The 15,530-nt window shown below is 39.5% G+C and carries 14 protein-coding genes; 7 read left to right on the plus strand and 7 right to left on the minus strand.

The window, feature by feature from the left end; genetic code table 11:
• Positions 1-22 precede the first annotated feature (22 nt).
• The 4 genes from EMK97_RS02655 to EMK97_RS02670 are packed head-to-tail and all read left to right on the plus strand — an operon-like array spanning position 23 to position 4,008.
• Positions 23-2,197, plus strand: coding sequence for a cation:dicarboxylate symporter family transporter (locus EMK97_RS02655; RefSeq protein WP_130599186.1), 2,175 nt, complete (start codon positions 23-25; stop codon positions 2,195-2,197).
• Between the two features lie 9 nt (positions 2,198-2,206).
• Positions 2,207-2,635, plus strand: coding sequence for an Rcs stress response system protein RcsF (gene rcsF / locus EMK97_RS02660; protein ID WP_130599188.1), 429 nt, complete (start codon positions 2,207-2,209; stop codon positions 2,633-2,635).
• Between the two features lie 2 nt (positions 2,636-2,637).
• Positions 2,638-3,372 (plus strand): tRNA (N6-threonylcarbamoyladenosine(37)-N6)-methyltransferase TrmO, encoded by a 735-nt coding sequence (gene tsaA, locus EMK97_RS02665; protein WP_130599190.1) that lies wholly within the window; start codon positions 2,638-2,640, stop codon positions 3,370-3,372.
• A 3-nt stretch (positions 3,373-3,375) separates the two neighbouring features.
• A complete protein-coding gene (locus EMK97_RS02670) occupies positions 3,376-4,008 on the plus strand; it encodes a carbohydrate-binding family 9-like protein (protein WP_130599192.1) in 633 nt (210 codons plus the stop codon).
• Between the two features lie 83 nt (positions 4,009-4,091).
• On the opposite strand, the gene EMK97_RS02675 is transcribed toward EMK97_RS02670, so the two are convergent.
• From EMK97_RS02675 to EMK97_RS02705, 7 genes are all read right to left on the minus strand, one after another.
• On the minus strand, positions 4,092-4,595 hold the full coding sequence (locus EMK97_RS02675; RefSeq protein WP_130599194.1) for an FKBP-type peptidyl-prolyl cis-trans isomerase: 504 nt from the start codon (positions 4,593-4,595) through the stop codon (positions 4,092-4,094).
• Between the two features lie 107 nt (positions 4,596-4,702).
• A complete protein-coding gene (locus EMK97_RS02680; RefSeq protein ID WP_130599196.1) occupies positions 4,703-5,602 on the minus strand; it encodes a DMT family transporter in 900 nt (299 codons plus the stop codon).
• Positions 5,603-5,670: 68 nt separating this feature from the next.
• Positions 5,671-9,501 (minus strand): AAA family ATPase, encoded by a 3,831-nt coding sequence (locus EMK97_RS02685; RefSeq protein WP_130599198.1) that lies wholly within the window; start codon positions 9,499-9,501, stop codon positions 5,671-5,673.
• Positions 9,498-10,880 (minus strand): exonuclease subunit SbcD, encoded by a 1,383-nt coding sequence (sbcD, locus tag EMK97_RS02690; protein ID WP_130599200.1) that lies wholly within the window; start codon positions 10,878-10,880, stop codon positions 9,498-9,500. Before sbcD ends, EMK97_RS02685 begins: the two co-directional genes overlap by 4 nt.
• A gap of 105 nt (positions 10,881-10,985) precedes the next feature.
• Positions 10,986-11,306 carry a hypothetical protein gene (locus EMK97_RS02695; protein ID WP_130599202.1) on the minus strand — a complete coding sequence of 107 codons (321 nt, stop codon included), beginning with the start codon at positions 11,304-11,306 and terminating at the stop codon, positions 10,986-10,988.
• Positions 11,307-11,442: 136 nt separating this feature from the next.
• A complete protein-coding gene (locus tag EMK97_RS02700) occupies positions 11,443-12,339 on the minus strand; it encodes a LysR substrate-binding domain-containing protein (protein ID WP_130599204.1) in 897 nt (298 codons plus the stop codon).
• A gap of 87 nt (positions 12,340-12,426) precedes the next feature.
• On the minus strand, positions 12,427-13,101 hold the full coding sequence (locus EMK97_RS02705) for a flagellar brake domain-containing protein (protein ID WP_130599206.1): 675 nt from the start codon (positions 13,099-13,101) through the stop codon (positions 12,427-12,429).
• Positions 13,102-13,363: 262 nt separating this feature from the next.
• Between EMK97_RS02705 and EMK97_RS02710 the strand changes: the two genes are divergently transcribed.
• Genes EMK97_RS02710 through EMK97_RS02720 form a run of 3 tightly spaced genes read left to right on the plus strand, consistent with a single transcriptional unit; the run spans position 13,364 to position 15,517 of the window.
• Positions 13,364-13,609 (plus strand): hypothetical protein, encoded by a 246-nt coding sequence (locus EMK97_RS02710; protein WP_130599208.1) that lies wholly within the window; start codon positions 13,364-13,366, stop codon positions 13,607-13,609.
• Positions 13,602-13,898, plus strand: a complete 297-nt coding sequence (locus tag EMK97_RS02715) for a hypothetical protein (protein WP_130599210.1) — start codon at positions 13,602-13,604, stop codon at positions 13,896-13,898. Before EMK97_RS02710 ends, EMK97_RS02715 begins: the two co-directional genes overlap by 8 nt.
• Positions 13,895-15,517, plus strand: coding sequence for a PepSY-associated TM helix domain-containing protein (locus EMK97_RS02720; protein WP_130599212.1), 1,623 nt, complete (start codon positions 13,895-13,897; stop codon positions 15,515-15,517). The genes EMK97_RS02715 and EMK97_RS02720 overlap by 4 nt, the downstream gene beginning before the upstream one ends.
• Positions 15,518-15,530 lie beyond the last annotated feature (13 nt).

Raw genomic sequence — 15,530 nt, forward strand, 5'->3', positions numbered from 1 at the left:
AACAAACTTACAGATAGCACCTATGTTTAGCAAAACTCCATTAGCCTTTCTCAATAAACTGCCGCTTTCAGCTAAAATCATTACAGCGATGGTACTCGGCCTGTTGATTGGTTTTAACAGTGATGGCGTACTACCCGGCGTTGACTCTTTGGCAAATGCCTTTGTTTTAGCACTGCAAATGACCGCTTTACCTTATATCGCGTTATCACTCATTATCGGCTTTGGTGGTTTAGCGCCCGATAAAATAGGCACAGCGGCTAAGCATTCTTTGCTATTTTTACTGTGTTTAATGGCTATTGTCATTGCTTTTATATTGCTTGCGCCCATTGCCTTTCCTGCCTGGCAAAATGCAGATTTTTACAGTTTAAATACCATAAAAACACAAGCTGAAGTCAATTTGGTTGACTTGTTTATTCCAAAAAATCCTTTTAATGCCTTTGCTTATGGCGTAGTGCCAAGTGTCGTGGTTTTTAGCATTCTAATTGGCATAGGTTTAATGCAAGCAAAGGCCAAAAAACATACCTTACTGGCACTTACAGGGTTAAATAATGCTGTTATTAATGTTACTTCACTGGTTATGCGCGTTGCACCTATTGGTATTTTCGCTATTGCTCAACGAGCAGCAGCAACCCTAGATAGCTCTCAAATTGACGGTTTAGTAGTTTACATAGCTACTGCGGCTTCCCTCGTTGCTTTATTAAGTTTTGTAATCTTACCTGCTGTTGTTGCCTTAATGACACCCTTTACTTATCAACAAGTATTACGAACAACACGACAAGCTATGCTAACAGCCTTTGCCACAGGAAGCTTTTTTGCCGTTATTCCGGTAATCGTGGAAAAAGTTAAACACTTAATCGCCGAACAGCTCACCCATGATATTGATGATAATGCCGTTAAAAAAGATACCAGTGCTATTCCCAGTATTATTGTGCCTATTACCTTTAGCTTACCTGTTGGCGGTAAGCTACTCGCCATTTTATTTACGCTCTTTGCTGCCTGGTTTTCAGGCTCACAAGTCGATAGCACAGATTATCTAAATTTAACCACACTTGGTATTGCGCAACTGTTTGGCTCAACTACCTTAGCCATTCCAAACCTGTTAGATTTATTTAACGTCCCTACCTCAATGTTTGACTTATTCCTTGCCGCTGAAAATTTGATGATCGGGCGACTAAACTCGCTATTGTCTGTCATATTTTCTGCTTCCCTGGTGCTCTTAATTGCTTCAAGCGTTATTAATAAGCTCACTTTTAAATGGCCTGTCTTTATCAAATATGCCATTGCATTACCGCTTATTTCCATACTGGTATTTACTACGCTTCGCTTTACCTTTAGTGAAATTAGCTACCAATATCAAGGCTATAGCAAGTTCATTGACCGCGACTTTATTCTTTTAGACACCAAAGCAAGAGTACTAACCGAACCCGACAGCAGCATTATGTCTAATCAACCCACAGGTGACGTGCTTAGCCGCATTAAAAAACGTGGCTTTATCCGTGTTGGTTATTTTAGAGATGATCTGCCGTATGCTTTTCATAACAAAGATGGCAAGTTAGTTGGTTTTGATATTGAGATCATAAACTTACTTGCTGACGATTTAGGTGTCTCAATTGAGTTTGTGCGTATATTCCACGAGCAAGCAAAATCTCTGCTCTCTTCGGGTTATTTAGATATGACTACCGGCATGCCAGTTTTGCCTAACAATATGAAGCAATACACGTTAACAGTGCCTTACTCAAGTCAATCGCTTGCTTTTATTGTTAAAGAGGATAGACGCAAAGAGTTCACTCAATGGGATAACATATTTAACCGCCCAGAGCTGATTGTTGCCGTACCTGAGATGTATTTTAGTGAAAACCTAGTAAGCCGTTATTTTGACCATACCAAGGTATGGGAAATATCAACACCACGACTGTTCTTTAGAGAAGAATATCAGCATATAGATGCCATGCTATTTGGCGCACCAACAGCCTCAGCATGGACACTGCTACACCCAGGTTATACCGTGGTTGTACCTAAACCTGCCATTGCTGAAATTTCGATGGCATTTGCCATCAATACTAATGATGTTACCTTTGAAAACTTTATGCGCAATTGGATTTATATGAAGCAAAAAAATAACACCATAGATCGCTTATTTCACTATTGGATCGCAGGTAAAAAACCTGTATTTTTTAAAACACTACCACAAGAATAAAGTTAAATAATGAATTTAAAATCAGTGATTAAATTAGTAACCCTAAGTGCAAGCTGCGCTGGCATCATTAGTTGTAGCAGCAATTACGCGGTATCAACTAACCTAGATAAAGATAATATTAACCAGTACTTTTCCGCCAGCAAAGTCACCATATATGAGAAAGAAACTAATATACCAGGCCCATATAAATTCATTGAAGGCGTGGAAGGACAAGATTGTCAGCAAAGACCACATCATGCAGCCCCTGATGAAATAAATGCCAGAACACAGGCAAGGCAGCAAGCTTTTAGCCTTGGCGCCAATGCCATAGTCTTTTCTGGTTGTGCGCAATTAACTCCTGAAAAGTTAGCCGAGCTTAATCAAAGTAATGATGCCAAACAGTGTCATGCTTTAGTCATTTGTTATGGACGTTCGTTCTACAGCGGCGCAGAGCAATAGCCATGACATCAGCTGTAACTGACTCAATAGCAATAACGCCAATTGCCTATATTGAATCTCCTTATAAAGAAAAATTTGCCATTCCAAGACAGCCTGGCTTAGCGAGTGCTGCCAAAGGCAAAGTTATCCTTTGCAATGAAGCTAATGATCCACAAATGGTCAGAGAATTAGCGCAGTATAGTCATATATGGCTATTATTTGTGTTTCATGGCACACAAAATCAAGGCTGGAAGCCCTTAGTTAGGCCTCCAAGACTCGGCGGTAATAAAAAAATTGGCGTGTTGGCAACTCGCTCCACCTTTAGACCCAACCCTATCGGCATGTCGGTGGTAAAACTCGATAAAGTTGAAGATAACAGTAAACAGGTAGTCTTACATATATCAGGCTTAGACTTGCTTGATAAAACCCCCATTATCGATATTAAGCCTTATGTGCCCTACTCAGATGCCCTTAGTGATGCACAAGCAGGCTTTGCTCAACAGCAACCGAGTAAACAGCTTAGTGTACATTTTACCGCTGCTGCGAAAGCGCAAATTGCTCAATTTAAATCACACTATCCCGATTTAGCAAACTTGATTGAGCAGGTATTAAAGCAAGATCCTAGACCTGCCTATAAAGCTGATAAACTTGATGAAAAACAATACGGCATGAGCCTTTATGATTTTAATATTAGCTGGAAAATGATAGATTTAACGCAAGTTAATGTTCTCAGTGTTGTTGAAACAGACAAAAAGTAAGCTATGAAAAACTACACAGTCACCACTCTAAAGCAAGCATATCCAAACTGGCAAGCGATCCCCTCATTAGTGATTGATTCATATCCTTGGTATCAAACCGGACTAAAACAAAAGACAGCAATTAAATTAGCAGCCAATGAAGACAATTTATTTATTCATATTCATGCTGAAGATAAATACAGTGTTGCTAAGCAAACAGAGCTTAACCACATGCTCATTTGTGAAGACTCCTGTGTAGAGTTTTTCTTTAGCCCTAGCGGTATTCTGGGCAGCGCATATATTAATTTAGAAGTGAATTGCTGCGGCACATTACATATTGCTTATGGCCCTGATCGAAACTATCGCGAATTTATTAGCTTAGCGCAAGCGGCATTGATAAAGCGCACGAGTTCAATAAAAAGCCCTGTAAAATCCGCACAAAGTGATGACACTGATTGGCAAATTGAAATCACCCTACCATTTAGCGTGATTGAACAAATAACGCAATCTTGCGTTAATCGTGACAAATGGTTTGCTAACTTCTATCGCTGTGGTGGCGATACCGAGCCACAATACGCGGTATGGAACCCTATTGATGTTGCCGAGCCTGATTATCACAGACCAGAGCATTTTGGCGAGCTTAACTTTCAACAATAATGCTTTACCTAGCAAATAAAAAAGCCTTAGCAGCTTAACTGCTAAGGCTTTTCTCTATATAAAATTACTTATAAACGAGAGATTTAGTGATCGTGCTCACAGCTACTGTCAGCGCTATGCACATGACCATGCTGTACTTCTTTTTCCGTCGCTTCACGCACATCAACCACTTCAATATCAAAGGTGATCACTTTACCCGCTAATGGTGGGTTAATATCACAGGTGACCATAAACTTACCTACTTTAACAACCGTCACTTGACGTTTGCCTTGCTCAGTTTCAACCACAGCAATCATACCCGGCTTCCACTTAGCATTTTTACTTGGTAAACCGAGTAAATGTTTAGTTGGCACACGCTGGATCGCTTCTTCATTACGCTCACCATACGCTTCTTCTGGTTGTAATGTCACAGAAAACTTATCACCCACTTCTTTGTCAGTTAATGCCTTTTCAAGACCAACAAGCGTGTTATTTGCACCGTGTAAATAAACCACTGGCTCATGACCATGAGAAGACTCTAATTGCTCCCCTGACTCATCTTTTAATGAATAATGAAAGTGTACGACGGTTTTATCTGCTATTTTCATAATGTTATTTCCAATTGTTAGCTTATGGCGCAGTGTAACCTGCTGGCTAGATGAATCAAGTGTTTATAGCAATTGAATGCACTATTTCACTTAGTATTATCTGCGCTTTATGCCCAAAGCAACAAAATAACCACACTGAATATAATTAATGACATACCTAAGTATTCTTTAAAGGTGATTTTTTCTTTAAAAACACGATACGTCAGTGCCAAGGTAATAAAGAATTCAACTTGTCCTAGCGCTTTAACATAAGCAGCATTTTGAAAGCTTGCGCCGGTAAACCAACCAATTGAGCCTAAAACACTGGTTACACCGACAAATAAACAAACACGCCAATGTTTAACCATCAAAGGTAATTGGCTTTTATCTTGAATATAAACATATAGCAGTGAAATTACTGATTGCACTGTGATCATAAACACTAAGGTAACCGCTGCACTGACCATTAAATCGGTATTCAGACTTAAGCTCGACTCTCGAATAAGTAAAGTAGTGATCGCTAAACCTAAACCTGCTGCCAAGCCAAAGCCCATACCAGGAATGGCATCAGAGCCTTTAAAAGCTTCTTTTAAGGTAAACTTAACCTTAGAGACTAAAAACACCCCAACGACACCAACAATAACACTGAGCCAGCCTAAACCTGATAAGGGGGCAGAAAACAACAAAGCGCCGAAAATTGCCACTTGTATCGCTTCTGTTTTCGCTAAGCTTGTAGCAACAGCAAAGTTTCGATAACGAAAGGCCGCAACCAAGCAAGCCGTACCGATAATCTGCATAACACAAGCAATTAAAGCGTAACCTAAAAAGTCATGATTAAGCGAAGGTACATCAATTTGCTTATAACTTAACAGCCAAAGTAAATAACCCCAGGCAAACGGGAGTGCGTAAATATAACGCACGCCTGTGGTTGCCATGGCGTTTAACTTACCTGAGAGGTGTTTTTGTCCCGCGGTTCTAACTGCCTGCATGGTCGCGGCAAGTAAGGTGAAATAAATCCAAATTTCCACTAAGGTTTTTCCTTGCGATAGTAATAGCTGTTAAGATAAATCGCTTTTTCAGTCATCATTAAAAAGCGTTAAGGACAATACTGGTATTGTTTTTCTAGCGAGCTGACACCTAGGCCGCTCAATTTTTTCACTTTGATCTGTACGGCAATACGCTCTTTTAAGGCTTCAATGTGGCTAATAATACCTATAGTTTTACCACTAGCATTTAGGCAGTCCAAAGCATCTAATGCCACTTCTAATGTTTCATTATCTAAAGTGCCAAACCCCTCATCCAGAAATAGTGAATCTATGCTGGTTTTACTGCTCACTAAATCTGATAAAGCTAACGCTAACGCTAAACTCACTAAAAAACTTTCTCCACCCGATAAAGTTTTAGTATCTCTAACACTATCACCTTGCCAAGTATCCAGTACTTGTAATGTTAAATTATCACTTTGCTGACATTGTAATTGATAACGGCCATCTAGCTTATCTAACTGCTCATTAGCTAAATGCACCAGGTAATGTAAGGTTAAACCTTGCGCAAAGCGTCTAAACTTAGCGCCATCAGCTGAGCCTATCAGGCCATTTAAATAGCTTAAATCATCTAGTTTGCTACGTGATAGTTCAATCTGTTCAATTAATGCCTGCTGAGTACGCTTGTTTTCTTCATCCGTAGATAAAGTTTGCTTTACTTGTCCAAGCTGAATTTGGTTTTCTTTCATTAAATCTGACAGCGCGGTTAATTGACTATCAAGGGCACTTAGCTCTAATGAAAAGTACTCGCTCTGTTCAAAATCAGCTTGCTTTAAACGTAATTGTTTTTCATTTAATTTCGCTTGTTCTAACAAGGTCATAAAATGACCTTTACTTTGCTCAAGTGCTTTTGCTAATGCTTGTAATTCATCTTTTTCTTGTGGTGATATTAACGCTGCTAAAAATTGAGCTTCATCGGTAAATTGACTTTCCGATAACACAGACAACCAATTATCACTGGCTATTTTTTGTTCAGAAATTAGCTGTTCATAATGCTTTTTCGCCGCACTTAATTGCCCTAATAGCTGATTATCTTGCTGTTGAACGTTAGCTAGACTTGCTTTTGCTTGTTCAATAGCGCTAGTGCTTAGTTCTCTTTGCTCGCTAATGATTTTTGTTGCTATATCAACACTATAACCATCTTCAAAAGTAAGATTTAACTCCAGATAACCAGTAACGCGTAACTCATTTTGCAACTGTAATTGCTCTGATAGCGCTTGATATTCAGCTTGCTTAACTTGTAGCTGCTCATGGCTTTGCTGATATTGACTATCAACGACAGCTTGCGCTTGATTAAGACTAATAAGTTGCTGTTCAGCCAGCTCTATTTGTTGCAATAATTGCTGATGCTGCTCTGCAACTTGCTGCTGTGTTATTAACCAAGCTTGTTCGCCTGCTTGCTCGTTTTCTAGTTGCTCTTTATTGAATGTGCCAGTCAATGTCAGCGCATTTTCCGACACTAAGCTTTCTGGTAGTGTTATCTGTAACTCAAGGATCTCTTGCCTAAGCAGTTGGTAACACTGCATCAATTCATTATCTAATTGCGCTTTGTTTTGCTGAATTGATTGACTATTTTGCTGAACATTGTCAATTTGCCCCAGCAGCACAGTTATTTGACTTTGGCAATCTTGTACTTGCCCCTCAATTTTTCGTAATACCTCTTTATTATCGGCTTGTGCTTGCTCAAGTAATTGTAAATCACTTTGATATTGGCTAAGACTATCTAGCTGCTGCTGGCATAAATGAAGCTGTGCGTTAAGCTCATTAAGCTGATTAATATCAAGGTGAATGGCATTCGCTTTGGTTAACTGTTGCCACTGCTGGCTATTATCGGCGAGTTCTTTTTCAATTACTTGTTGTCTTTCTTTGTAGCTTGCTAATAAGCCTGTGCTTTGACTATGCTGACGGTTAAGCTGATTGCCCTGCTCTTCTAATTGTTTTTTCTCTTGTTTAATCGCCGTTAAACGTTGTTGGTGCTCATTGCTATCAATACCTTGATAACCTTGTAGTAGCGGATGCTCTGTTGAGCCACACAGCGGACATGGCTGATGCGCTTGTAATTGTTGCCTATGCTCTGCTAACGACATTATGGCTTGATGCTGTTGTAATAAGTTCTCAACATCTTTTTGTTGCTGATTTAATTCACCAAATCGCGTGCGCATTTGTGTTAATTGGCTTTGCGTATCAATAATAACTTGCTCTTGCTGATGGCTATGCTGAGCTAGCTCATTTTGCTCGTTATACAGTGCGCTTAAGCGCTGTGATAGTACAATACCTTGCTGTAAAGCATTAACTTGTTGTTGCTTTGCCAACAAGGGTGTTGTTAATTGCTGTGATGCCAAGGTTAGTATTACATCTTTAGCAAATAACGCATCTAATGCCGGTTGATGATTTTGATACAAGGCTTGTTGCTTTTGGCCAAATTCAGCAAGTTTATTGGCTTCACTTTGTAAATCTTGTTGATACGCTTGTAACTGCGCTTGTTTATCGACACTTTGCTTGTTCAGCTTTTCAAGCTCAGTGTGACATTGCTGCTCTTGCTCATTAAAAGCTAAAGCTTTGCTTCTATGCTTGGCAAGCTGAGTAAACTGCTCATGCCAACGGGGCAGCCTATTGGCTAGTTCATGACTATTCGCTTGTGCTGCCAACTGCTGTTTTTGCGCGCTTAATTTGCCAGAAAGTACTTGCTGCTGCTCAGCGGTACTTTGTTGTTGTTGTGTTAACTCTGTATGCGTTTCATTTAATACCGTAATTGTTTGCTTTAGCTTAGTTAACTCTTGCTCTTGGCTGGTAATGGCCGTTTCAAGTGGCACAATTTTATCGCGAAGTAACACTTCACTTGCCGCCAGTTGCTGTAATACTTGATTTTGCTCTTGCTCAGTTACTGACAGGTTTTGCTCTTCTTGCTTAACTGCGTCAGATATTTGCTTATGCTGCTGTGCTAATTGTTCAAGCGCCTGCTCTTGTTCTGATAACCTTTGTTTAGCTTGGCAAAAAAGCTGATATTTGCCATGGATTTGCTCTGCAGGTACAGCTAACAGTAGTTTATCCAGCTCTGGTTTAGCCTCAAGCTCACGTTGCTTTACCTCGTCTAATTCAGCTTGTGATTTATCTAGTTGCTGAGTATTTTCTTCTAGCGCAAGTCGCCATGATTTTAAGGCAATAAGTTCATTATGCTGTTTGCTATGCGCGCTATCTAAATGCGATAACTCAGTTAATTGCTCTGTTAAGTTCGCGACTTCTTCATCAGGCAATAACAACACAGCTTGTTTTTTTGCTTGTAATAGCGCTAACTCCTGCTCAGCGACTTTATGATCATTAAAGACTTGCTGAGAAATAAGACCATAAATCTCCGTGCCCGTTAACTGCTCTAACAATAATGCTCGCTCTTTCGGATCGGCATTTAAAAAAGCGGCGAACTCACCTTGAGATAACATCATTGATTTAGTAAAGCGGGAGAAATTTAGCCCGGTTATTTGCGCAATACCCGCACGGACATCTTTTAATTTTTCGGCAACAATAGTGCCATCAAGACGCGCCAGCTCAGCAACAGGTTCAAGCAAATTACCATCAAGCTTATTACGCGCTCTTTTTTGACTCCAAAAAGCGCGATAACCTTGGCCTTTCACTTCAAACTCAACTTCTGCCATGCAGTGACTGGTATGGCGTGTCATCAATTGGTTTTGCTTTTTAGAAACACTAAGGCGTGGTGTTTGATGATACAAAGCAAGACAAATCGCATCTAAAATACTGGTTTTACCCGCACCTGTTGCCCCAGTAATCGCAAATAAGCCATTGCTATCAAACGGCTCCTTAGTAAAGTCTATTTGCCAGCTGCCTTTAAGGGAGTTAATGTTCTCAAAGCGTAATGTTAAGATTCTCATGAACTAGCCTCTAGCTCAGATTTCGCTTGCGCACCGTTTACTTGCGAATTATCCGCGAATGCTGGGCTTAATTCATCTTCAAGCTTGCTCGTTTGTTGCTGACACTGCGCTTCTACCTTAACTAAAGTTTGCTGAAATAATTGCTGCAAACGCGCTTTTCTTGCTAATTCTTCCGGGCTTTGTAAATCTAATGACTCGAGCTTAGCTTGAAAAACATCATCATGGCTCAACTCAGCCAAGGTTACTTTATTATCAATACCTTGGCTTTGCTGTAGTAACTTACGTGCTTTTTTACAGCGCCTTAGTAATAACACTTCTACCGGCGCATCCGCTAACTGCTCAGCTAAACGTTGCTGAAGATCATTTAAATGTTCAGCACTTTCTATTTCAACATCTAGCCATAAGGTATTTTGTGCATTTATTTGCTCGCTAAATTGCTCAAGCAATGCCTTAGTATTATCGGTTAAATCCTCAAGTTTAGTTTGTAAAACTGCCATCGGCTGAAAACTAGGAATAGTAATTTTTTCAACATCAGCCAGCTTATCTTGAGTAAAGCTGACAATAAAGACGCTTTTATTTTGCTTAGCTTCATCAAAACTTAACGGGATTGGTGAGCCGCTATAACGAATATGCTCTGACTTTGCCACGGTTTGAGCCCTATGAATATGGCCAAGGGCAATATAGTCAGCAGGCGGAAATGCACTACTTGGAAAGGCTTCTAATGTACCAATATAAATATCCCGTACGGCATCACTTTTACTGTCAGCAACACTGACCCCAAGTGCCGTTAAATGCCCCGTAGCTATAATAGGCACCTTATACCCTTCTTTATCGGCAATGTTTTGCTTTAGCTTTTCAGCCTCCAAATACAAGCTTTGATAATGTTCGGCAATAGCTTGTTGTAACTGTTGCTGCTTGTCACTGGCAGATTGACCCGCTTGGCTTTTCATAATATCGCGCGGTCTAATAAAAGGAATAGCACAAACAATGGCACTTGCTTTATCGTTTTTATCTTTAATAACAATAAGCTGTTCATTGCTGTAGTCTTCAGTATCTACCTTAGGGACAACCTGTGCAGATAAACTTGATAACAAGGATTTGGACTCACTTAGCATAGCGACAGAATCATGATTACCCGCTAATACGACCAAGTGACAGCCTATTTGGTGCATTTGCGCGATAAAATTATAATAGATTTCGCGTGCGTAACTCGGTGGAGTAGCCGTATCAAAAATATCGCCAGCAACGATAACAGCATCTATGTCATAGTGCTTTACTTGCGTGATAAGCCAAGCTAAAAATTGTTCATGCTCATGTGCACGGCTTTTACCGTAAAAAGATTGACCTAAATGCCAATCTGAAGTGTGAAGAATACGCATAGTTAGGAGAAAAGGCGTGATAGCGACTAATGTGCTAATAATTCTACCTAATTACAGCTAATATACCATCTTTAATCCTTACCATTTAACAGTTAACGCTTAACACTAAGCGGCTGAATTAAAATCCTTCACGTTTACTTTTAACGAACAAACGTGCTTGGCGGTACTTATGTGCTCTGACTGCGCCTGGCTGTTAGCTACCACGGTTAAGTTGGCTGATTCAGCTGAGTTGTCTGCCATGACATACTCGACTAAGAGACCATCGATAAAAATAGCTAAACCTGCCACGGCACAACTTATTAACGGTACATAAACAAGTGCGCTAATAAGCGAGCCTTGATTTATCAGGTTAAACACAACAGGTAAAAGTATTAATAACACGGCAAAAATACGATATAGAATGATAACGAGTGCTCTTGCTTTCATGTGGCTATCCTTTTGCTTTAAGCAAACAACTTAATAAGTGTTAAAACAAACGATAGTAAAAATCGCTTAGACAAACAAAAGGAAAATATTCACCCTATAGATGAATTAAACTCACCCATAGGTTTGGTGAACTAGATTAGCTGCGTACTTTAAGTAACGGTGAGCGAATTAGCCAATCAATAAAGCACAAGATATCGTGCCTATCTTCATCTTCTTCGCGATAAACTGCGTAAAGATCTTTAAAGTAAGGTGCGCTAACAGCAAAAGGCGAGACTAATAAGTTACGTTCAAGTAATTGGTTTTCTACTGGCAGCACAGCGAGTGCTAGTCCTAAGCCCTGCTCTGCCGCTTGTAATGATGCCTCATAATGGCTAAAGGTTAATTTATGTTTAAAATCTTTGATATCTAAAGCTAACTCTTTTGCCCACATTTGCCAGACATTATCCATATTAGACAAATCAATTAAGGGAACATCGGCTATTTGCTCAGGTGACTTTAACTGATATTGCTTAGCAAATTCTGGCGAGCAAAGCGCATGTACTTGTAACGACATCAGTTTTTTGGAGATAACCCCAGGCCAATTACCATTGCCTAGCCTGATTGCTAGATCGCTGTCATCGTAACGTAAATCAGTGAGCTGCATGCCAGTTTCAATACGTATATCAATTTCTGGATGGCTTTGTTGAAACAAGCCAAGCTGTGGGATAATGGCATTGCTCGCCATAGTCGGAAACGTGGTAATTTTAAGCGCAGGGTTTGAAAACTTATTACTTACCACCTTAGTACCTTGCTCTAACTTGCTTAAGCCTTGCTGTACATAATGTAAATACACTTTACCGGCTGAATTTAAACTAACACCGCGACTTTTTCTTAAAAACAATTCAAAACCTAAAAAAGCTTCTAATGATTTAACCTGATGACTTACTGCAGAAGGGGTAATACACAGCTCTTCGGATGCCGCTTTAAAGTTCTCATGTCGTGCAGAAGCTTCAAAAATAGACAGTAAATGCAGTGGCGGTAGTTTTTTAGACATAAAGCTTTTAATAGCGTTTCTTTGAGTAATAAGCCTAGTGTAGCAAGCAATATAGGTGAATAAAAATAACCTAAGGTTAAATATAAACTAATTGAGAATGAACAGTTGCCCTAATAGCTCACTTATTTGTGGTTGATTCTCTAGAAATTGAATACCGACACTGACATTGCCCTTTTCATTACGGCTATTACACACTTTGGCGGCAATTTTGAATTCTTGCTTACCATGGGTTTGCACCTTAACAATAATATTGCGTTTATTCACTGTGGTGCTTGTGCTTTGACTTTTAAAGGTAAAGCCACAGCCTTTTTCTGAAATATCGACAATAACGCCACTGAGCTGACTTTCTTGTGCTTGCGTCGAATCTTCAATCATAATTGAAGCGGGTAGATAAATTGTATTTCGTTGCTGTCTGCGCAGTTGTCTATTTTCTATTTTTTCTGGGTAAGCTAAAAAGATAAAGCGCTCAGGATATTGGCAGACGCTTTTAATGGATGAACGAAAGGCAAAGCATTCACCTTTACTACCTTCAAGTAAGTAGCGAACTATCACCACATTTCCTTCGACCAGCACATCTTTATAATCTAACGGGTTTGCAACCCTTGGATACTTTAAAATAATGTATTTACCCAGCTCATAACCGACAAGGGTAAGCTTAAGGCGAACCGAAACAGGGTGACTAATTTGTAAATCGAGGTTTTTTCCTGGTTGTAGTTCAAATAATTGAGTATTGGTATTCAGTTGCTCTGCTACTTCTGACATGCTTGTCACGCATCCTTGTACATCTATTTAGCTTTTTCTCCAATATAAACAAAGCAGCTTAAAGGCACAATGGCTGCATACAATAAATCTTGTGCACATGCATAATTATTAATTTATTATCAACTAGTTATCTAGATAATAAATTCCACAAAAATCAACAAAAACAGTAAAGATGCAATTGATAATAACTCTCATTATCAATATAATTGCAACAGTTTTAATTCAACTGGACAGAATAACTATGCTTACCCTCTTGGCATGTATGGCTACCCTCATTGGTGTCTTTATTTACTATATGACAAATAAAAACCAACGCGTTCTTAGCTCTCCCCTATCAAAGCAATATCGTCCTATCAGCTATATTGCACTTGTTCTTGCGCTAATCGCTTGGCAACAAGTATTAACGCCCGCATCAGCAATATTTATGTGGTTAATGACCTTGATGTTATTTTTTATTTTAACTCCCTTGTTTACTTTATTATCAACAAAGAACATCTCCCATGACTAACAATACCGTAACTAAAATTCAACCGCATTGGTGGCGAAAATCACTACTTGGTGTATTTTTGGGCTTAAGCTTTGCTTATTCACTTGTTGCCTTATTTGCTTGGTATGGCCCAGGCGGTATCGATGCCGACATCAAGGTACAATTTAATATGTGGATAATAAGCCCTATTTGGCTCACTATCATTGCCTTTACCTTTATGTTTAAAACGGCAAAGCAAGCTTTCCTTTACTTAGCCTCAGCTAATCTTATCAGCTACACACTCTTCTTCGCTTTAAGGTACACAGTATGAAAATTCGCGGCGATATCATTAGAACCTATCAAAGTATTCATACTTGGACAGGTATAATCACGGGTCTGGTTTTATTTATCGGCTTTTATGCTGGCTCACTGACCATGTTTAAGCCTGCAATTGAACAATGGGCAACACCAACAGTACAAGAGCTACTTCAGATACCAGCAATTAAATTGGATCAACTCATCAATGAAGCGGCCAAACAACAAGAGAAAGTAAAGCAAGGCTTTATTATTAACTTTGATGAAAATAGCTCGCCTATGATGTGGTATGAAAAAGGTGGCGGGAGGGGTTTACGCCTTGATGATCAACTAAAGCATGCCACGTTAAATGAATATGATCAGTTAGTCAGCTATCAGGGTGAAAAAAATATGCTGGGTAGCTTAATTGACCAACTGCATAGAACTGCCGGTATAGTTGGCAAAGTCGGTCATGAAGATCTTGGCGTGTTAATTTTAGGTATTGCTGCCGGGCTGTATTTCTTAGCATTAATTTCAGGCGTGATATTTTTATTACCTACCTTAGTTAAATCACTGTTTGCCTTAAGGCAAAATAAAGGCGCCAGCCGTTTCTGGCTAGATAGCCATAACCTAATTGGCGTAGTCAGCCTACCGTTTCATTTTATTATTGCTTGGACCGCAGTCGTTTTTGCCCTGCATGATCCATTTTACGGTGGTTTATCTGTAGTTTATGGTGATAAGCCATTATTTGAGCGTGCTGCGCCAGGTAAAACAAGCTATGACTTTAGCTCGCTCCCACCAATGCAGCAGTATATTGATAAAGTAGCAGAGCTTGCACCAAATCATACACTACACTTGCTCGATTTTAGTCGACTCGATACCACAAGCCCATCACTTGCTATAGAAGTAAAAGCTAATGATCAACTGATGCGTGGTGGTTACAGTGATATTATTTATATGAACCCCTTTACCATGGAGGTTGAATATTCAACCGTTTATAACGAGCACAATAGTAACTATGGCCCAATTGTAACGAGCTTTTTTGGCTTACATTTTGGCAATTACGCGGGTAACTTAGGTCGTTGGGTATATTTTATTATGGGACTACTTGGCGCCTTTTTATTTTATAGCGGTAACTTACTTTGGTTAGAAAAAAGACGTAAAAAACAACAACAGCAAAGTAAATCAAGCAAAGTCATGGCGGCACTTACTATTGGCGTTTGCTTTGGCTCTATATTAGGCGTTGTTGTTAGCATGCTAGCAAGTAAATGGCTTTACATATACAGCACGCAAACCAATATTTACTACCTGTACTTATACTATGTCAGCTTTTTTGCTGCTATTGGTTATTGCTTGTGGCGCGGCGCGGCACGTGGAGCAATTCACATTCAATTATGCTTAGCTTTTGCTTGTTTAGCTATCGTTGCAACGACCATAGCAGGCTACTTACTTCCGCACTTAGAGCTAGCATCTACTTTCCAACAAAAAAATTACTTTGTTGAATTAATAGCGTTTGTTTTTGCTATGTTATTCTTTGTAAGCGCTAAAAAAACCAAAAAGCGTGCAACACAAGGTGATAAACACAGTGTTTGGGCAATAGCGCCGGATAAGGCTAAGCAAGTAAACCAAGCCATTGAGGTGAATACGACAACTTAAATCAACTTAATTT

The sequence above is a fragment of the Litorilituus sediminis genome, assembly GCF_004295665.1.
Classification (GTDB): domain Bacteria; phylum Pseudomonadota; class Gammaproteobacteria; order Enterobacterales; family Alteromonadaceae; genus Colwellia; species Colwellia sediminis.